Annotated in this window: 15 protein-coding genes; 3 read left to right on the top strand and 12 right to left on the bottom strand. The window is 60.5% G+C overall.

Annotated features, from left to right (window positions below):
• Nucleotides 1-135: 135 nt before the first annotated feature.
• Complete coding sequence (locus HGP17_RS13950; protein ID WP_168809842.1) at nucleotides 136-1,056, top strand: alpha/beta hydrolase; 921 nt, start codon at nucleotides 136-138, stop codon at nucleotides 1,054-1,056.
• A gap of 1 nt (nucleotide 1,057) precedes the next feature.
• On the opposite strand, the gene HGP17_RS13955 is transcribed toward HGP17_RS13950, so the two are convergent.
• The 10 genes from HGP17_RS13955 to HGP17_RS14000 all read right to left on the bottom strand — a co-directional run bounded on the left by HGP17_RS13955 (nucleotide 1,058) and on the right by HGP17_RS14000 (nucleotide 14,983).
• Nucleotides 1,058-3,061 carry a CocE/NonD family hydrolase gene (locus HGP17_RS13955; protein WP_168809844.1) on the bottom strand — a complete coding sequence of 668 codons (2,004 nt, stop codon included), beginning with the start codon at nucleotides 3,059-3,061 and terminating at the stop codon, nucleotides 1,058-1,060.
• Nucleotides 3,062-3,229: 168 nt separating this feature from the next.
• Nucleotides 3,230-4,861, bottom strand: a complete 1,632-nt coding sequence (locus HGP17_RS13960; RefSeq protein WP_168809846.1) for an ABC transporter ATP-binding protein — start codon at nucleotides 4,859-4,861, stop codon at nucleotides 3,230-3,232.
• The gene (locus HGP17_RS13965) at nucleotides 4,854-5,681 is read right to left on the bottom strand and encodes an ABC transporter permease (protein ID WP_168809848.1); all 828 of its coding nucleotides are present in this window, start codon (nucleotides 5,679-5,681) and stop codon (nucleotides 4,854-4,856) included. Before HGP17_RS13965 ends, HGP17_RS13960 begins: the two co-directional genes overlap by 8 nt.
• Nucleotides 5,678-6,685, bottom strand: a complete 1,008-nt coding sequence (locus HGP17_RS13970; protein ID WP_168809850.1) for an ABC transporter permease — start codon at nucleotides 6,683-6,685, stop codon at nucleotides 5,678-5,680. The genes HGP17_RS13965 and HGP17_RS13970 overlap by 4 nt, the downstream gene beginning before the upstream one ends.
• 156 nt (nucleotides 6,686-6,841) lie before the next feature.
• Complete coding sequence (locus tag HGP17_RS13975) at nucleotides 6,842-8,431, bottom strand: ABC transporter substrate-binding protein (RefSeq protein WP_168809852.1); 1,590 nt, start codon at nucleotides 8,429-8,431, stop codon at nucleotides 6,842-6,844.
• A gap of 127 nt (nucleotides 8,432-8,558) precedes the next feature.
• Nucleotides 8,559-9,341, bottom strand: coding sequence for a carnitinyl-CoA dehydratase (locus tag HGP17_RS13980; protein WP_168809854.1), 783 nt, complete (start codon nucleotides 9,339-9,341; stop codon nucleotides 8,559-8,561).
• A 6-nt stretch (nucleotides 9,342-9,347) separates the two neighbouring features.
• Nucleotides 9,348-11,405, bottom strand: coding sequence for an acetate--CoA ligase family protein (locus HGP17_RS13985; RefSeq protein ID WP_168809856.1), 2,058 nt, complete (start codon nucleotides 11,403-11,405; stop codon nucleotides 9,348-9,350).
• A 4-nt stretch (nucleotides 11,406-11,409) separates the two neighbouring features.
• On the bottom strand, nucleotides 11,410-12,570 hold the full coding sequence (locus tag HGP17_RS13990) for an acyl-CoA dehydrogenase family protein (RefSeq protein ID WP_168809857.1): 1,161 nt from the start codon (nucleotides 12,568-12,570) through the stop codon (nucleotides 11,410-11,412).
• Between the two features lie 12 nt (nucleotides 12,571-12,582).
• Complete coding sequence (locus HGP17_RS13995; protein ID WP_168809859.1) at nucleotides 12,583-14,073, bottom strand: carnitine 3-dehydrogenase; 1,491 nt, start codon at nucleotides 14,071-14,073, stop codon at nucleotides 12,583-12,585.
• Between the two features lie 7 nt (nucleotides 14,074-14,080).
• Nucleotides 14,081-14,983 carry a 3-keto-5-aminohexanoate cleavage protein gene (locus tag HGP17_RS14000; protein ID WP_168809861.1) on the bottom strand — a complete coding sequence of 301 codons (903 nt, stop codon included), beginning with the start codon at nucleotides 14,981-14,983 and terminating at the stop codon, nucleotides 14,081-14,083.
• Nucleotides 14,984-15,089: 106 nt separating this feature from the next.
• Here HGP17_RS14000 and HGP17_RS14005 point away from each other — a divergent pair, with 106 nt between their 5' ends.
• Complete coding sequence (locus HGP17_RS14005) at nucleotides 15,090-16,082, top strand: GlxA family transcriptional regulator (protein WP_168809863.1); 993 nt, start codon at nucleotides 15,090-15,092, stop codon at nucleotides 16,080-16,082.
• On the opposite strand, the gene HGP17_RS14010 is transcribed toward HGP17_RS14005, so the two are convergent.
• The gene (locus HGP17_RS14010) at nucleotides 16,057-16,932 is read right to left on the bottom strand and encodes a LysR substrate-binding domain-containing protein (protein ID WP_168809865.1); all 876 of its coding nucleotides are present in this window, start codon (nucleotides 16,930-16,932) and stop codon (nucleotides 16,057-16,059) included. The two genes, HGP17_RS14005 and HGP17_RS14010, sit on opposite strands and share 26 nt — an antisense overlap.
• 104 nt (nucleotides 16,933-17,036) lie before the next feature.
• Here HGP17_RS14010 and HGP17_RS14015 point away from each other — a divergent pair, with 104 nt between their 5' ends.
• Nucleotides 17,037-17,945 carry a DMT family transporter gene (locus HGP17_RS14015; protein ID WP_168809867.1) on the top strand — a complete coding sequence of 303 codons (909 nt, stop codon included), beginning with the start codon at nucleotides 17,037-17,039 and terminating at the stop codon, nucleotides 17,943-17,945.
• Nucleotides 17,946-17,989: 44 nt separating this feature from the next.
• On the opposite strand, the gene HGP17_RS14020 is transcribed toward HGP17_RS14015, so the two are convergent.
• The gene (locus HGP17_RS14020) at nucleotides 17,990-19,069 is read right to left on the bottom strand and encodes a LacI family DNA-binding transcriptional regulator (RefSeq protein WP_168809869.1); all 1,080 of its coding nucleotides are present in this window, start codon (nucleotides 19,067-19,069) and stop codon (nucleotides 17,990-17,992) included.
• Nucleotides 19,070-19,231 lie beyond the last annotated feature (162 nt).

Consider the following 19,231-nt stretch of genomic DNA (forward strand, 5'->3'; position numbering starts at 1 on the left):
GTGTGATTGCGGCTGACTAAACCGATCTGAAAACCGGACGATGTCGCCATTGCGGCGAGGCCGGCCGTAGGCAGATCAGCATTAACTCGAGCTCCTGCGCTATCCTGTGTAGACGTGCACGAGCGAGGATATCCAATGGCTTCCATGCAGCGTCCCATGCCCACTGAGCCGGGCATCTTGCAGTTCATGGAGATCTGCGATTCCTTTTACCCGCCGGACGCGGTCTCAGCCTCGATCACGCAGCAGCGGCAATGGTATGACGCATTGTGCGCACGCTTCGACCGCCCGCTGCCAGAGAACATGAAGATCAGGGATGATGTTGTTTCCGGTGCGATCCCGGTCCGATATTATGTGCCCGCCCAAATCCGCACCGACACGAAATTGCTCTATCTCCATGGCGGCGGCTTCGTCGTTGGTTCGCTTCAGAGCCATCACGCCATATGCGCCGAGATTGCCGATCATGCTGGCGCGGAGCTGATTTCGGTCGATTATCGGTTGGCGCCGGAATATCGCTGGCCGGCCCAGACCGACGATTGCTTCAGTGTCCTCAAACAATTGCTCGCACAGAAGACGAAGGTCGTGCTGATCGGCGATAGTGCCGGCGGCAACCTCGCTGCAGGCCTGGCCGTGCGGGCGAAATCCGAGGGGCTTTCGGGGATTGACGGCCAGATCTTGATCTATCCGGCCTTGGGTGGGGATCTGGCTTCAGGTTCCTATGTGGAAATGGCGGAGGCGCCCGGGCTGACGACCGCCGATGTCGCCTACTACCGGGAAATTCTGCAAGCGCCACAGGGGGATCCCGTTTCGGCACCTCTCGCCTTGTCGTCCGTCGCCGATCTGCCACGTACCTTTATGACTGTGGCGCACTACGATCCGCTCCGCGACGACGGCCGCAATTTTGCGGCGCGGCTCGCGCAAGCCGGGGTCGAGGTCTGGTTTCGCGAGGAACCGCAAATGGTGCATGCATGGCTGCGAGCACGACATATGAGCGACGGCGCACGCAATGGCTTTGCCGCCGTCTGCGCGGCGGCAAGCCGGTTTACGGGTTCACGCTGAACTACATCAGGTCGCGAGCGATGCGCTTCTCTTCAAAAGTCTTTTCGAAAATCTGCGTTTCGCCTTCGTAGGCAACCACCGAAGCGCTGATGATCCAGTCCTTTGCCGTGCAGGCTATGGACGATGTCGCGATCGTGCGCACGAACCAGCCTGGGCGCTGCATGTCGCAGGTCCAAGTCGATACACCTGTCATCGATAGCGGATCGTCTGGTGCGATCGACCAGACCTCTTCGCGTAATTGTCGAGTAGCGAGACCTGTATCCGGATGTTCAAAAAGGCCGGTATCCTCATGAATTTCATAGCGAGTAAGGCCTGCGGAAAGATCTCGCACCACCTGCCGTTTTGTCGAGGCCGGCGCGTGTTCTGTGTATTTCGGCAGCGGATCCGGATTGTCCGGCTGCTTGATGTCGATCGGTTCGTACGTGCCGAGCAAGGGCAGGCCAAGCCCGATGGATGCAATGTCGATCGTCAATCCGGGGTTTTCCGGCGGCGGCAGGACCATAGGCCAGTAAGACGTCGACAGCGACAGGCGGATGCGATGCCCCTTGCGGAAACGATAGCCACAGGCATCGAGTACGAGGGTGACCTGGACCTTTTCCCCCTTTGGCAGCGGCTTCGGCGCGGCATTGCCGCTGCGATGGGCGAGGTTGAGAACGCCGAAGGAGACGCGCGTGGCCGTCCCGTCGGGATGGATATCGACCAGCCTTGCGCAGAGGTTGGCCGTTTCGGCATCGCATCTGAGCGTCAATGTCACCACCGGCCGTCCGAGATAGTCGTGATCTTCGATCAACGACGCGGTCTGGAAGGTGAGGGAACCCGCATCATCCAGGCGCTGATCGATCGCCAGTTCCGCGTCGGGCTTCAAGGTGAACCATTCGCCGGAGGCCGTGCCCGTGTCGAGCGGGGAGCGCAGGTAGGCGGGATGTTCCGGCGCATGCGGGATGGGCATGCCCTCCATCAATGTGCCGAACTGCTCGACATAGAAGCACTGCATTTCGGGCGGCTGCCAATCCCGTTTGGCAATCCAGAAGCCGGGATCGAAATCGCGGCGCGTGGCGGGCCTTACGGCATCGAGAATATAGGCGCGGACGGATGGCATGGTTTCGGCGCCGTTTTGCTCGCCGCGTAGCCAACGGTTCCACCAGGCAATCGCCTCGCCGTGAAAATCGGCGCGTGGTTTCGGCCAGGCGAAATGCGGATATTTGTGCACCCACGGGCCGATCATCGCTTTCGCCGTATCTCCGAGCCCCTCGACGGCCAGCAGCGGGGTGTTGCGATATCCGTCTGCCCAACCGGCGATGACGATGGCGGGAACATCGAAGCCGGCAAAATCCTCGCAGATCGAGCCGTGCCGCCAGAAATCGTCGCGGCGCTGATGCTGTAGCCATTCCTCCATGAAGAATGGTTCCTGCTCGAGGCGTTCCAGCCACATGCGCTTCCAGTCGTCGCCGGCAATGGCCGGATCGGGTGAGCGCGATTGGTAGGCGAGCATGGTCGCCGCCCACGAAAGCTGTGCTGAGAGATGGCAGCCGTTCTTGTAATGAATGTCGTCATTGTAGCGATCGACCGTGGAGGCAATGGAAATCACCGCTTTCAAGGCCGGCGGCTTGAGGGCCGCGACCTGCAGGCAGTTGAAGCCGCCCCACGAGATGCCCATCATCCCCACCGAACCGTTCGACCAGGGCTGCGCCGCGATCCAGGCAATCAACTCGCAGGCATTGGCGAGCTCCAGTTCGGTATACTCGCCGTCGATGATGCCGCTGGATTCACCGGAGCCGCGAATATCGACACGCACGCCGGCGATACCGGCTGCCGCAAAGACCGGATAGGTGGATTCGTCGCGCAGGCTCGTACCGTCGCGCTTGCGATATGGCAAGAATTCAAAGACCGCCGGTACGGGGTCGCTATCGGCGCCACCGGGCATCCAGATCCGTGCGGCGAGGCGCGTGCCATCCTTGAGGGTGATCCAGTGATTTTCGATGATCGTGAAGCTGCGTTCAGTCATGGCTTTCTATTCCGATGTTGTCGGCATGGTCAGATTTGGGCTTCGGGTCGAAGATGTCGAGCCTTCTAAAGCGCTTCAGTTTTTCATGGAAACTCTGAAGTGTTTTATCTCTTTGCTTTCACGCAATTCCTGACGGAAAACCTGCCATGCACTTTTCCTGGAATTGCTCTAGTTTCCGGCGCTCTCCATCTTCCGTGTTGTCAACACTCGCTCCAGCCAGCCGATCTCCATCTCAGGCACGGATTTCAGCAGCAGGTCGGTATAGTCGTCGAACGGTGGCGAAAGCGCCTGGGACTTCGGCCCAAAGCGAACGAGCCGCCCACGGTGCATCACGGCCACGCTATCGGCGATAGCCCTTACGATAGCGATGTCGTGCGTGATGAAAACGTAGGAGAGATGCGCCTCCTCCTGCAGTTTCAGCAACAGTTTCAGTATGCCTTCGGCAACGAGCGGATCGAGCGCCGATGTCGGCTCGTCGCAGAGGATGAGTTCCGGCTTTGCCGCTAGCGCCCGTGCGATGGCGACGCGTTGCTTCTGGCCGCCGGAAAGCTCTGCCGGATAGCGGTCGATGAAGCCGTTGCCCATCTCGATCTGGTCGAGCAGTTCCTTCACGCGCGCTGTCTTCGCCGCACCGCGCAGACCGTCATAGAAGGTCAAAGGGCGGCCGATGATATCGCGCACGGTCTGGCGCGGGTTCATCGCGGTGTCAGCCATCTGGTAGATCAGCTGGATGCGCCGCAGCTCCTCTCGTGAGCGGCTTTTCAAGGCCGGTGTCAGAGACTTGCCGTCGAAGGAAATCCGCCCGTCGCTCGGCGGCAGCAGACCGGTGATGACACGGGCGAGCGTTGACTTGCCGGACCCAGATTCACCGACCACAGCCAATGTCTGCCCTTTAGGGACGTGTAGAGAAACATCGTGCAATACTTTGAAACCATTCGAGTATTGTGCGCTGATGTTCTCCACTTTCAAAAGCGCGTTCGACTGATCGGTGGCTTCGGCGCGCGCTTCCTGACGGACATTGACGAGCGCGCGGGTGTAGTCCTGTCGGGGCTCCTCGATGATCTGCTGAACGCTGCCGTACTCCACCGTCTTGCCGTGCCTGAGCACCATGATGTCGTCGGAAATCTGCGCGACGACGGCAAGGTCATGGGTGATATAGAGGGCGGCGGTATGGGTCTCTTCGATGGCGTGCTTGATTGCCGCCAGCACATCGATTTGCGTTGTCACATCGAGCGCGGTCGTCGGTTCGTCGAAGACGATCAGCTCGGGATTGGAGCAGAGCGCCATCGCGGTCATGGCGCGCTGCAGCTGGCCGCCGGAGACTTGGTGTGGATAGCGATCGCCGAAGGTGTCCGGGTTAGGCAGGCCGAGCACCTGGAAAAGATAGAGCGCGCGCTTCCTCGCCTCCTCCTTCGCCATCAGGCGGTGCTTCACGGTAGCCTCGATCACCTGATCGCCCAGCCGATGCGCGGGATTGAAGGCGGCGGCCGCCGACTGTGCGACATAACAGACCCGCGCGCCACGGATCTTGCGGATGCCGGATTTGCCAAGGGGCAGGATGTCGGTGCCGTCGAGCTGCACCTGACCGCCGGTAATTTCGGCTCCGCCGCGCCCGTAGGCAAGGGCGGAAAGGCCGATGGTCGATTTGCCGGCACCGGACTCGCCGATCAGCCCGAGCACCTTGCCCTTCTGAAGATCGAAGGAGACGCCGTCGACGATGGTGACACGTTTCGGCGGCTCGCCGGGCGGATAGCTCGTTGCCTCGATTTTGAGGTCGCGAACGGAAAGAAGCTCAGGCATCGCCACGTCCTCCCTTGAGGCTGGAGGTTCGCCTTAATAGCCAGTCGACCACCAGATTGACACAGATTGCCAGCGCCGCGATGGCGGAGCCCGGCACGAGCGCGGCAGAGATGCCGAAGATGATGCCGTCCTTGTTGTCCTTGACCATACCGCCCCAATCGGCTGCCGGCGGCTGGATGCCGAGGCCGAGGAAGGACAGGGTGGAGAGGAACAGGATCGAAAAGGCGAAGCGTAGCCCGAATTCCGCCAGCAGCGGCGACAGCGTATTCGGCAGGATCTCGCGGAAGATGATCCAGATCTTGCCTTCGCCGCGAAGCTTCGCCGCCTCGACAAATTCCATAACCGCCACATCGAGCGCCACGGCGCGGCCGAGACGATAGACGCGGGTGGAGTCCAGGATCGCCATGACGAGGATCAGCACGATTAGGTTTTGCGGTAGGACGGCCAGCACGACGAGCGCGAAGATCAGCGTCGGGATGGACATCATCAAGTCGTTGAAGCGCGAAAAGATAGTATCGATCCATCCGCGCGAGACCGCGGCGGTGAAGCTGAGGATAATGCCGAGCGAGAAGGAGATAATCGTTGCCGCCAGCGCGACGGACAGCGTCGTGCGGGTGCCGTAGATCAGACGCGACAGAATATCGCGACCGAGATTGTCGAGGCCAAAGAAGTATTGTGCGTCCGCGGCCTGCCAGACGTTACCGACGACTTCCGTCTCGCCATAGGGGGCGATCCAGGGTGCAAAGATGGCGCAGATGAAGGCGATCAAAATACCGATGATGCCAACCCAGGCCGTGATGGGGATGTCTCTCAATCTCATCGCGGATGCCTCAGACGTGGGTTGGCGACGATGGCGAGGATATCGGCCGTCATGTTGAGAAAGATGTAGACGGCTGCAAAGATCAGGCCACAGGCCTGGACGACGGGCATGTCGCGCACCGTCACTGCATCGACCATATATTGGCCCATACCCGGATAGACGAAGACGACTTCGACGACGACGACGCCGACGATCAGATAGGCAAGGTTCAGCGCGATCACGTTGATGATCGGTGCCAGAGCATTGGGGGCGGCGTGCTTGACGATGGCACGGAAGGCGGAAAGGCCCTTCAATTCGGCCGTCTCCATATATGCCGAGGACATGACGGACAGGATTGCCGCGCGCGTCATGCGCATCATGTGAGCCAGCACGACGAGAACCAGTGTCGCCGTCGGCAGGGCAATCGCCTGCAACCGCTCGACAAAACCCATGCCGTCGAAAACCGTTGCTGGAAATGTCGCGATTCCGAATTTCACCGAGAAGAACATGATGAGCAGGTAGCCGATGAAGAATTCGGGCAGGGAGATCGCCGCCAGTGAGATGACGTTGATGATCTTGTCCGGCATTCGGTTTCTGAAATGGACGGCGAGCATGCCGAGAGAAACGGCCAGCGGAACCGAGATCAACGCGGCAAAGCCGGCCAGAAACAGCGAATTGCCGAGGCGTTTACCGATCTGTTCGCTGACAGAATTCTTGCTGGCCCAGGATGTGCCGAAGTCTCCTTGCACGGCATTGCCGAGCCATTGGACATAACGGGTGACGACCGGGCGGTTCAGGCCAAGCTCCTCGCGGATGTTGGCGACGGCCTGCGGCGTTGCCGACTGGCCGAGATAGGTGGTGGCGAAATCGCCAGGGAGTGCTTCAAGGCCGCCAAAGATCAGGATCGAGACTGCGAAAAGCAGGACGATGCTGAGCAGGCAACGCTCGAAAATGAGGGACAGCAGCGGAAAGCGCTGCTTGAACCTCAGCCCGGGGAGAACGTTTCCGGGGGGCAGATTGGACATGGCCGATGCCTCGCGCTCTTGTTGTTTTACGCGATTCCAAACGGAACGCCGTCGCGGACCCAATGCTGGAATCGCCTAAACGTCGGGAGGACCGCGAAAGGCTTTCGCGGTCCTGGCTCTGTCAGAGATGAGGGCGTTGTCGCCCGGCTTCGGGCATCAGGCGTCCAGCCAGACGCGGGTGGCGACGTAGCCGTTCGACATGTCGTTGCCGATATCGTGGACGTAGCCCTTCACCTTCTTGCTGGAGGCGTTCACGAAATCGTTGAACATCGGCAGGATGACGCCGCCTTCGTCGCGCACCATCATGGCCATGGTGCGGTACATCTCCTTGCGCTTGGCCTCGTCCAGTTCGGAGCGGGCCTGTAGCAGAAGCTTGTCGAAGTCGGGGCGCTTGAAGCGCGTGTCGTTCCAGTCCGCCGTCGAGAGATAGGCGGTGGAATACATCTGGTCCTGCGTGGGGCGGCCACCCCAGTAGGACGTGGAGAAGGGCTGAACGTTCCAGACGTTGGTCCAATAGCCATCGCCAGGCTCGCGCTTGACCTCGATGTTGATGCCGGCCTTCTTGCAGCTTTCCTGGTAGAGGACGGCCGCGTCTACGGCGCCCGGGAAAGCGACTTCCGAGGTGCGCAACAGCACGGAGCCGCTGTGACCCGACTTCTTGTAGTGGAAGGCAGCCTTGTCCGGATCGTAGGCGCGCTGCTCGATGCCTTCGGGGAAGAGAGCATACGTGCTGTTGATCGGGAAATCGTTGCCGACCTTGCCGTAGCCGCCGAGGATCTTCTTGACCATCGTCTCGCGGTCCATGGCGTATTTGAGAGCCAGGCGCAGATCGTTGTTGTCGAAGGGCGCCTTGTCGCAATGCATGATGAAGACATAGTGGCCACGACCGGCGGTCGACAGGATGTCGACTGTGGGCGCACGCTTCAAGAGATCCACCGTCTTCGGGTCGACACGGTTGATGTAGTGAACCTGTCCGGAAGACAGTGCGGCGATACGCGCCGTCGCATCGTTCATCGTGATGATCTCGACGCTGTCGACAAAGCCGCGATCGGTGCGCCAATCGTCCTTGTTGCGTTCGAACGTCGCGCGTACACCGGGCTCGAAGCTGACCATCTTGTAGGGGCCGGTGCCGATCGATGCGAGCGGATCATCATTGCCGCCGTTCGGCTGGATGACGAGGTGATAGTCGGTCAGCAGCAACGGCATGTCGGCGTTGCCTTCGGTGAGCGTCAGGACGAGGTTGTCGCCGTCGGCCTTGATTTCCTTGATCGACTTGACGACGCCGAGGGCGCCGGATTCAGATTTCGCGTCGGTGTGGCGCTTGAGCGTGGCGACGACGTCGTCGATCGTCAGTTCCTTGCCATTGTGGAACTTCACGCCCTTGCGGATCTTGAAGGTCCAGGTGGCCGCGTCCTTCGACGGTTCCCAGGATTCTGCGAGCGACGGTACCGCCGCACCCGTCAGAGGATGGGATTCCACCAGCATGTCGCCCCAGCAGCGGCCGATGCAGAACATCACCTGCGATAGGAATTTTGCCGGGTCTTTTGAATCGGTTGCAGCGCCGCCTTCAAGGCCAAGCTTAAGATGGCCGCCACGCTTAGGCTCGGCTGCCATCGCACTTTCGGTAAAGAGTTTGTCGGCGAGCGTCAAAGTTACGCCGGCTGCCATTGCGCGTCCCATGAATTCGCGGCGGCTGAGCCCACCCGCGGTGACGCGGCTTGCGAGATATTTCGCGTAGTCGTTCATTCCCCTGTTCCTTCTTCTTGCCGTGTTGACAAAACACCCGGGCAAGCCACTTTAGGTCTCGGTTCCTCTTCCGCCTGAAGCCTGTTGCCCGCGATCATGCGGGAAATTCAGCGGTTGCCGCCGCTCCTCATTTTCCTTTCCAGATTGGGGCTCGCTTCTCGGCGAAAGCCCGTGCGCCTTCCAATTGATCTTCGCTCGAGTAGAGCTTGTCGACGGTCGCAAACTGCCGTTTGGTGATCTTGTTCATGGCAGTCTGAAATGTCGAGCCTTCTGCGTCACGAACGATTTCCTTGATCGCCGCGTAAACCAGCGGCGGTCCGCTTGCGAGCAATCGCGCGAGTTCCCATGCCCGATCCATCAGCTTGTCGGCCATGACGATCTCATTGACGAAGCCCCAGCGATGCGCCTCTTCGACGTTGAGCCATCGTCCGGTCAGCAGCATGTCCATGGCGATGTGATAGGGAATGCGTTTCGGCAGCTTGATCGATGCAGCGTCGGCAACGGTGCCGGAGCGGATCTCGGGCAATGCGAAAGTCGCATGCGGAGCGGCAAGGATCAGATCGGTCGAAAGCGCGATCTCCAGCCCGCCGCCGCAACAGATGCCGTTGACGGCGCAGATGACCGGCTTGTTCAGATCGCGCAATTCCTGCAGGCCGCCGAAACCGCCGACACCATAGTCGCCATCGACAGCATCTCCGGCTGCGGCCGCCTTCAAATCCCAGCCGGCCGAGAAGAATTTCTCGCCCGCACCGGTGATAATGGCAACGCGCAACTCCGGATCGTCGCGGAAATCGCGGAAGATCAGCCCCATCACGCGGCTCGTGGCCAGATCGATGGCGTTTGCCTTCGGCCTGTCGACGATCACTTCGAGGATGCCGTCTTCGCGTCGGGTTCGAATGGGGTCTTGCAACTTCTGCTACCTCCTTCGCCGGATGAGAGCATCCGCCGCAATCACACCACGGGATTCCGGTAGGACCATCAATGGATTAATGTCCAGTTCTTCAAGCTGTGCGGCATTCTTAACGACATATTCTGCCGCTGATAGGATGGCATCAGCAACGATCTCGAGGCTGCTGCCTGCATTGCCGCGATATCCCTCGATCAGTTTGCGAACCTTCAATCGCGAAATCCGCTCCAGCACCGCAGCTTTCGTCACCGGAAGCGGCAAAACGACCGAATCTTCAAGCAATTCCACGAAAATGCCGCCCGCACCGACCGTCAGGGTCAGGCCGACGACCGGATCGCGGACCGCACCGACGATCAGCTCGGCAAGCGGGCGCTCGATCATCTTCTCCACGAGGAAGCCGTGCGCGACGGCAGCCATGTTTTCAGCCGCGTCCTTGACGGCGTTTCTATCCCATAGGTTGAGCTTGACGCCACCGACATCGGACTTGTGCTCGACACCGAGTGCCTTGAGCACGACAGGGAATCCCAATCGCTCAGCCTGATCGGCCGCTTCGTCTGCTATTGCTGCGGTTCTGCCCTGTGGGACGGCAAGGCCAAAGGCTGCAAGCTCGGCCTTGGCTTCTGCCTCGCTCAAGGTCACGATGTCGCCCGCCTGGATGCGCGCACTGATGAGTGGGAACGGCTGGGGCTTCTTCCAGGTATTGGCAATGCCGCTGGCAACATCTGCCGCTGCAAGCGCCTCACTGATACCGCAGAGCGGCACGATGCCGGCGTCCATCAATTGCACGGCGATCGCCTCGGGCATGTTCTCCGGCAGTGTCGCAAGGATGCCGGCTCGTGCACCCGTCTGTTTGGCGGCCTCGGCAACGGCGGCGACGGTGATCATCCAGTCTGCCCCATCGCACCGATCTTCCCGCGGAAAGTCCAGAACCAGCAGATTGAGGGCATAGCCACCCGCAAACATGGCGCTGAATGCCTCCGTCTGCCGTGCAAGATCGCCCCAGACGAAGGTATGATAATCAAGGGGATTGGAGAGCGTCACCATCTGGCCGAGGCTTGCGCGCAGGGCAGGAAGCTGTTCGGGTTTCAGGGCACGAAATTCCACAGTCCTGCCGACGGCAGCATCGGCTATCAGCGAGGCCTCACCGCCCGAACAGCTCATCGAGGAGATCGCATTGCTGTTAAGCGGACCCGTGACATGCAGCAGTTTCAGCGTTTCGATGAGTTCAGGCAACGTCGCGACGCGGCCGATGCCGAGACGGTCCAGAACGGCGCCGGCCACTGCATCGCTCCCGGCAAGCGAGGCCGTATGCGAGACGGTGGCACGCTGCGCCTGTTCGGACTTGCCGATTTTCAGGGCAACGACCGGCTTTTTCAACTCTCTGGCGCGCATGGCGAGGGCTTCCAGCGCCCGGATATCGCCAAAGCCTTCAATATGCAGGCCGACTGCCGTGACGCGCGGGTCCTCAAGGACGGCCTGTGCGAGGTCCGACAAGCCTGTCTGTGCCTGATTGCCTGCCGTCATCAGATAGCTGATGGGTAGGCCACGCCTCTGCATGCTGAGATTGATGGCGATATTGGAGGATTGGGTGAGGATAGCAACGCCGCGCTCGGTTCTGACGATGCCATGCTGATCGGGCCAGAGCAGGGCGCCGTCCAGGCCGTTGATCATGCCGTAGCAGTTCGGCCCTACGATCGGCATGGCGCCGGCCGCCTCGACAAGCGCCTGCTGCAAGTCCGTTCCGTCGGACAACTCCGCAACCGCCTCGCTGAAACCCGAGGCATAGCAAACAGCGCCGCCTGCGCCTCTGGCTGCGAGATCCCTGACGATGTCGATAGTCAGCGTCCGGTTGACGCCGACGAAGGCAGCATCCGGCGCATCAGGCAGTTCGGCAACCGACCGATAGCAGCGGCGTCCAAGCACGCTCTCCTGTGTCGGATGCACCGGCCAGATTTCGCCGGAAAATCCCATCAGATCGCATTGCTCGATGACGCGTCTTGCTTCGCGACCGCCGAAGACGGCGATCGTTCTGGGTCGGATCAGGCGGTCGAGCGAGCGCTGCGTCATGGGTTCATGCTCCGAATGGCCGAAGCAGGTCGCGGCTGATGATATGCCGCTGGATCTCCGATGTGCCGTCCCAGATGCGCTCGACGCGGGCATCGCGCCAGAAGCGGGCGAGCGGCAGGTCGTCCATCAATCCCATACCGCCGAAGATCTGGATTGCCTCGTCGGTGACGCGGGCGAGCATTTCCGAAGCATAGAGCTTGGCCGAGGCGATCTCGCGATTGGCCGGGATGCCGGCATCGAGCTTCCAGGCGGCCGACAGCGTCAGCAGGTCGGCCGCGTCGATCTCGGTGATCATGTCGGCGAGCTTGAAGGAGACGCCCTGATTGGCGCCGATCGGCTTGCCGAATTGCTTGCGCTCGGCTGCATAGGGCAGGGCGAGTTCGAAGACGCGACGAGCACGGCCGACGCAGGTCGCGGCGACAGTCAGTCGTGTTCCGTAGAGCCATTGATTGGCAAGATCGAAGCCGCGATGCACTTCGCCCAGCACCTGCGATGTCGGCAGGCGGCAGTCGGTGAAGTTCAGGATGGAGTTGTGATAGCCGCGATGGGAAACCGAGTCGTAACCCTTCAGAATCTCGAAGCCCGGAGTGCCGCGATCGACCAGGAAAGCGGTGATTTTCTTTTTGACCCCACGGTGGGTGTCTTCCTCACCGGTCGCGGCAAAGACGATGACGAAATCCGCGACGTCGGCATGCGAGATGAAATGCTTCGTGCCGTTGAGCACGAAATCATCGCCATCCTGTCGTGCCGCGCATTTCATGCCGCGCATATCGGAACCTGCATCGGGTTCGGTGATAGCGAGCGCGTCGATTTTGTCGCCACGCACCGCAGGCAAAAGATAGCGGTCGCGCTGTTCGCCCTCGCAGGCCATTAGAATGCCGGATGGTCGCCCGAAGAAGACGGTGAGCCCCAGCGAGCCGCGGCCGAGTTCGCGCTCGACGAGGGTGAACGTGAGGTGATCAAGTCCGGCGCCACCGATTTCCTCGGGGAAACCGCAGGCGTAGAATCCGAGCTCGATGCATTTGCGACGGATGTCGTCTCCGATTTCGGGCGGCACGATACCGGTGCGCTCGACTTCGTTTTCGTGCGGATAGATCTCCGTCTCCACGAAGTCCCTGACCGTCTTGACGATCATCTCCTGTTCTTCGCTGAGTCCGAAATTCACGATCGCTTCCTCCTAGCGTTTTTGTCCCACATGACGGCCGGCTCCCTCCGGCGTGGCCAAGGCTGCATGCGCTTCGGCAATCGGCCTCAGCTTCGCCAGCACCTCCTCCGGTGCGGCAACGGCTCGACCTGCTTTCGCATCAACATGCAGCAGCATTTGTTCCGCCGTGGCGATCAGATCGCCACTCGCTGTGTCGTGCAGCGCATGGAAGACATGCAGCCGCTTTTCATCAGATCCGAGGATCTGTGCGGTCGAATGGATGGCCTGTCCGAGCTTGGCTTCGCCAAGATGGCGAATATGGGTCTCCACCGTATAGTAGCTATGGCCGCGCTCGACATAATCGAGATCGACGCCGATCAGGCGCAAAAGCGCATCCGACGTGTCGCCGAAGACCTGTAGATAGCGATGCTCGGTCATATGACCGTTATAGTCGACCCATGCGGGACTGACCTTGGTGTCGATCAGACGCAGTGGTCTCGCAACGTCCGGCGTTTCTTTCCGGTCTCCGCCGGCTGCCCAAAGATGCTGCTCGAACTCCTTCAGCAGTTTGCCGGCGCCCCAACCCTTGCCGCCATGGCTTCCCTTCAGGCTCTGGAAGATGCCGACGAGATTTTCGTCACGAATACGCTCGAGCTCACGGATCGACAGGCCGTCAGCCTGTTCATCCGACTGCTGGCCGATTTTTTCGACAAGGGCATCGTCGAGATCGACGACATCCATCAGCTTCGTCCAGTTCCACTGCAGGGCAGGGCCGAACTGCGCGAGGAAGTGACGCATGCCCGCTTCGCCACCGGCGATGCGATAGGTCTGGAACAGGCCCATCTGCGCCCAGCGCAGGCCGAAAGAGTAGCGGATGACATCGTCAAGCGTCTCGACGGTGCAGATATCATCCTTGATCAGCCACAGCGCTTCGCGCCAGAGCGCTTCCAGCAGGCGGTCGCCGACGAAAGCCTCGATTTCCTTGGCGATATGAACGCCTTTCATGCCGATGGGCGGCAAGCGCTCCATCGCCGCCTGGATGGTCGCGGCGCTGGTCTTTTCGCCGCCGACGATTTCCACGAGCGGCAGCAGATAGACGGGATTATAGGGATGGGCGACGAACAGGCGCTCCGGGTGGCGCATGTCGCGTTGCAGGTCGGTCGGCAGCAGCCCCGATGTGGAGGAGCCGATCAAGGCATCCGGTTTTGCGGCGGCATCGATCTGTGTCAGCACGTTGCGCTTGAGATCAAGCCGCTCGGGCACACTTTCCTGGATCCAGTCGGCACCGGCGACGGCTGCCTCCAGCGTATCCCGGAATATAAGCTTGCCGCGCGGCGGAAGCGGCGCGCCGGTCAGCATCGCATAGGCTTTTTCGGCATTTGCCAGAACTTCGCCGACGATCCGGGTTGCTTCCGGATGCGGGTCGTAGGCATCGACATCGATGCCGGCGAGCAGAAAACGGGCGATCCATCCGCCGCCGATGACGCCGCCGCCGATACAGGCCGCCTTGTTGATCTTGGTCATCGGGGCCTCAGCGTTTCGTCAGTTTCAGCTTCTTGCGGACGTCTCCGGGGCCGATGATGCGGGCCCCCATGCCTTCGACGACTTGCACCGCCTTTTCGACAAGCTGTGCATTGGTCGCGAGCATACCCTTGCCGGCATAGAGGTTGTCTTCCAGCCCGACGCGGACATTGCCGCCGGCAAGGACAGCTGCTGCCGGATAGGCCATGGCATTGCGGCCGATGGAAAAGGCCGAGAAGGTCCAGCTGTTGGGAACGTTATTGACCATCGCCATAAAGGTGTTGAGGTCATCGGGCGCCCCCCAGGGGATGCCCATGCAGAGCTGGATGAGGACCGGATCCTCAATCAAGCCCTCCTCGGCAAGTTGCTTGGCAAACCAGAGATGACCGGTATCGAAGGCCTCGATCTCAGGACGAACGCCAAGGTCGGTCATCTTTTTCGCCATCGCCCTCAGCATCGAAGGCGTATTGGTCATGACATAGTCGCCAAGGCTGAAGTTCATGGTGCCGCAATCGAGCGTGCAGATTTCGGGCAAGCATTCGGCAACGTGGCTGACACGCTCGGAGGCGCCCGCCATATCAGTCCCTCTGGCGTTCAATGGCAGCGGGCTTTCGACATCACCGAAAATCAGGTCCCCGCCCATGCCGGCGGTCAGGTTCAGCACGACATCGATATCGGCCGAACGGATGCGATCCGTGACTTCCCGGTAAAGTTCGTTGCGGCGGCTGGCAGCCCCCGTCTCAGGGTCCCGGACGTGGCAGTGAACCACTGCCGCCCCAGCCTTGGCGGCGTCGATCGCGGAGTCCGCAATCTGCTTGGGAGTGATCGGAACATGGCTGGATTTGGAAACCGTGTCGCCGGCGCCGGTCACGGCACAGGTGATGAAGACGTCGCGATTCATCGCAAGAGGCATTTTTGTTCTCCCTCGTATTGAGGACATTACGAGCCATGAGACGCCTTCATGCTTTGCATTATCGGAGACATTCGATACAGTTTCGGAACGATCGAAGGATTGCTGAATGCTGACATCGGCCAACGAGACACTCGACATCGACCTCCTCATCCTTCCGGAGACGAACCTGATCCTCATTGCGTCGGTGATCGAACCTTTGCGCGGAGCCAATCGCATTTCCGGCGCGGAGCTTTATCGATGGCGTCTGTTCACGCCGGATGGTCTGCCGGTAGAAACGACCAGCCAGATTCCGGTGCCAGCCTGTTCCAGCTTCCGACCGACCTCGGAGGTGGCGCCGCTCTTTGTGCTCGCCAGCTACAATTGGCGACGCAGCGCGACGCAGGCCCTGAAGATGCAACTATCACAGACCGCGCGTCATCGCTCGATGGTCGCCGGCATCGAATCCGGGACATGGTTGCTCGCCGAAGCAAGCCTGCTCGACAATGCCGCAGCCGCTGTGCACTGGGAGGATTTTGACGATTTCGCGCTGGCCTATCCGCAGGTGCGCGCCGCGAAGGATCGCTACGTCATCGACGGCAAGCGGATTACAACAGCGGGATCGTTGCCGACGGTCGATCTCATGCTGGAGATTATCCGGCGACGTCAGGGCTATTCGCTGGCGCTGGAGGTCAGCCGCCTGTTCATCTACGAGCCGGCAAGCACGCAAAGTGCAGGAGAACTTTCGCCGTCGACGGCCGGCCTCAGGATGCGCGATCCGCGTGTTGCCCAAGCAATCCGCTTGATGGAAGACCATATCGAGCAGCCGCTGGTGCTCAGTCGCCTTGCGCGCCGCATCGGCGTCAGCGCGCGTCATCTACAAGCACTTTTCCAGGAGAGTATTGGCGCTGCGCCACATGTGCATTATCTGGCGTTGCGGTTGAACGCGGCACGGCGCAAGGTGATCGAGACGAAGGCCTCCTTTGCGGAAATTGCCGCTGCGACCGGCTTCAATTCGGCTTCGGCCTTTTCCCGCAGCTATCGCGCCAGTTTTTCCGAAAGTCCTTCGGGCACACGTCGAAGGTTGCGACGTCGCACTATGCCTGCAGCAGAGCCGACATAGGCTGGAACGCTTCACGCACCATCTCCGCCAGTTCGCGAATTGCCTCGCTCGAATGATAGGGGTTGCGGCGGAGCACAACGCGCGATGAATCGACCGGTGGAAAGCCGTCATCGCTCGTCAGTTCGCGGCATCCGTGCGGAATGTTACTGCGCGACAGGGTCGTCACGGCAAGCCCGGCCGATACGGCATTCTTCAACCCCGAGCTCGTATCGGCGATGAAGGCGATACGATAGGCCCGGCCCTGCTGTTCGAGCGAGCGCAAAGCGAAGTCACGCGCCCATGTCGAATTGCGATAGGTCGCAACCGGCAGGGGCACGGCATCATGCAAGCGATGCACCATGGATGTCACCCAGACGGTGGGGTCTATGCAGAGAATCTCGCCTTTCGTCTGGCTGCTCCAGTCAAAAACAACAGCCAGATCGAGCTCATCTTTTTCAAGTGCAGCCAGGTTATGCGCCGTGTAGTCGCAGGAAACTGTGACCTCGACAGCGGGGTGACGGACCGCGAAGGCGGCGAGTGCCGCCGGCAGCACAGTCTGGCTATACTCCTCGGGAATTCCGATGCGAACGGGGCCATCAAGCGGCTTGGTACGGATATTCGCCGCGGCCTCGTTCAGAAGCTCGATCACACGTTGCGCATAGGGAAGCAATTGCGTGCCGGCGCGTGTCAGAACGGCCCCACGCGCGCTTCTCTCGAAGAGCGTTTCGCCGATCGTGTCCTCAAGCCGTTTGATCTGAGCGCTGACGGCCGATTGGGTCCGGCCGATCCGTTGAGCAGCCGTGGAAAAATTGGATGTCTCGGTGATGACGAGGAACGTCCGGAGCAGGTCGCTTTCGATGGGTTCGCGCATGGCACGCCACAAATATTTCTGATGGCTTCTATCTCTACTATTCGTTTGCCTGATGTCAAATATCGGCGCAGAGAAGGAGCGTTCCTCACTTCTTGAGTCCATACATGACATACCAGTTTTCGACCCGCTCCGCTTTTGCCAGCGAATACGAGAGGGGCGTTCTACTCGTGGCTACAGCAATGCTCGCGTGGAGCTGCAGCGGCATCTACGCACGCCTTCTGACCACGGACATATGGACGGCGATCGCCTGGCGATCGTTGTTCGGCGGCCTTTTCCTGCTGATACCCAGCTTTTTCCTCGAGGGTGGGTTTTCAAAGCGGCAATGGGCATCGATCCTCCATCCGGCCGGGCTCGCGATGCTGGCCTGCCAGATGATCAGCCAGGCCTGCTTCATTGGCGCGCTCTACACGACCACGGTCGCGAACGTGACGATGATTTATGCGACGGCGCCATTCATCGCCGCGTTTCTCAGCTGGACCATGCTGAAGGAGCGCGTTGCAAAGCGCACCTTGGTGGCCGGTGCGGTCTGCCTTGTCGGCGTCGCGGTCATCGTCGCCTCGTCGATCGGCGGCGGCACGGGTATCGGCGACCTGCTGGCGCTCGGCATGACGGTCACCTTTGCGCTGATCATCGTCATACCCCGCATGGACCGCAGCATTCCGATCCTGCCATCGAGCGTCGTCAGCGGTCTTCTGACATTCGTTCTCTTTGTGCCCTTTGCCTCGACGGGTTCGCTGGACATCAACAACTGGCTCTTGCTGGCAGCGTTCGGGGCGACGAATTTTGCGCTTGCCTTCGTGCTTTTTCTCTTCGGATCGCGGCGAATGCCAGCGGCGGATGCTGCACTGATCAGTTCGATGGAAATCGTCCTGACGCCGTTCTGGGTCTGGCTCTTCTTTTCCGAAGTGCCGCCGGTCGCGACCTTTATCGGCGGGGCGATCATCTTCGCGACGATCGTCTGGCACACGGCTATCGATCTCAGGCACGGTCGTCGGGTACGCATGCCGGCTTGAATTCTTGGTAGCAAGGCCCGGCGCGGCGCTATCCGCCGGGCGTTCTACCCCTTACCCTGAAATGGGGCGGCGACCGACCCGCGCCGGATCAGATGCGTCTTGATCGCTGTTCGCTCAATCGGCAGATCCTTGCCGTTCAGGCGCAATATCAACCGTTCGGCTGCCCTCTTGCCCATCTCGTAGACCGGCTGATCGACAACGGTGATGGGGGGCGTCGTGACGGTTGTCCAGTCGGCGTCCAGGAAAGAAATCATCGAGATGTCGCGCGGGATGGATAATCCCAGCGCCTGCAGTGCCTTGAAGACACGAAGACCGACGAGACTGTCCGACGCGATCAGGGCGGTCGGCGGGGCGGCATCCTGCAACAAGCTTTTGACGACGCTATCCGTCTTCGATTGGTCTATTGCACCGAGCCGCACGTAGTGGCGCGCCTTCTCGATATCGGCATTCGCCTGTTCTTGCAGTACGCCATCGACGCGCTCGCGCACGGCGGAATTCGAGATATTTGTGCTGTCGCGCAGGAATTCCGCGTCGGTGTCCATGGCGGATATATAGGCGATCCGCCTGTGTCCCATCTCCAGGAGATGGCGGGTGGCGATCATGGCGGCGTCGAAATCGTCACCGGTCACCGCGTCGACCCCGAGTTCGGGAATGGTTCGGTCAAAGAGAACCAGTGGTACGCCGACACGGCGGATATCGTCGAGATGCTCCATCCGATCGCAGCGCGCGGGCGTGACGATCAGGCCGTCGACACGCTTGCCAATCAGTAGATCGACCGCCGATTTCTCCGCGTCGAGCTCTTCGCCGGAGTTTGCAATGATGACATTGAAGCCGGCCATGCGGGCAACATCGCTGATCCCTCTGACAGCGAGGCTGAAGAATGCGTTCTCGATATCGCCGACCACAACCCCGATGATGCCGGATTTGCCCGTGGTCATGCTTCGGGCAAGTTCGTTCGGGCGGTATTCCAGCGCAGCGGCGGCGGCAAGCACCTGTTCTCGAACCTTGTCGCTGACGACACCATAGCCGCCAAGCACGCGTGCGGCGGTCGCCTTTGAGACATTCGCTGCCCTGGCCACATCGGCGACGGTGACGGAGCGTTTCGGGGTGAGGGGCTCTTCCATTGGATGACGACTACAAGAGTTGTTGACGGACGGTCAATCTCAAGTTAACAAATAGCAATGAGACCGGTCTCTTTTTACATGAGACCGGTCTCTTGTCCAGATGTTCTCTTGCTGATCTATGAGCGGAGACGCGGACGCGCATGCATGAATGCCGACAAGAGC

Source organism: Rhizobium sp. P38BS-XIX (assembly GCF_012641435.1).
In the GTDB taxonomy this organism is placed as follows: domain Bacteria; phylum Pseudomonadota; class Alphaproteobacteria; order Rhizobiales; family Rhizobiaceae; genus Rhizobium.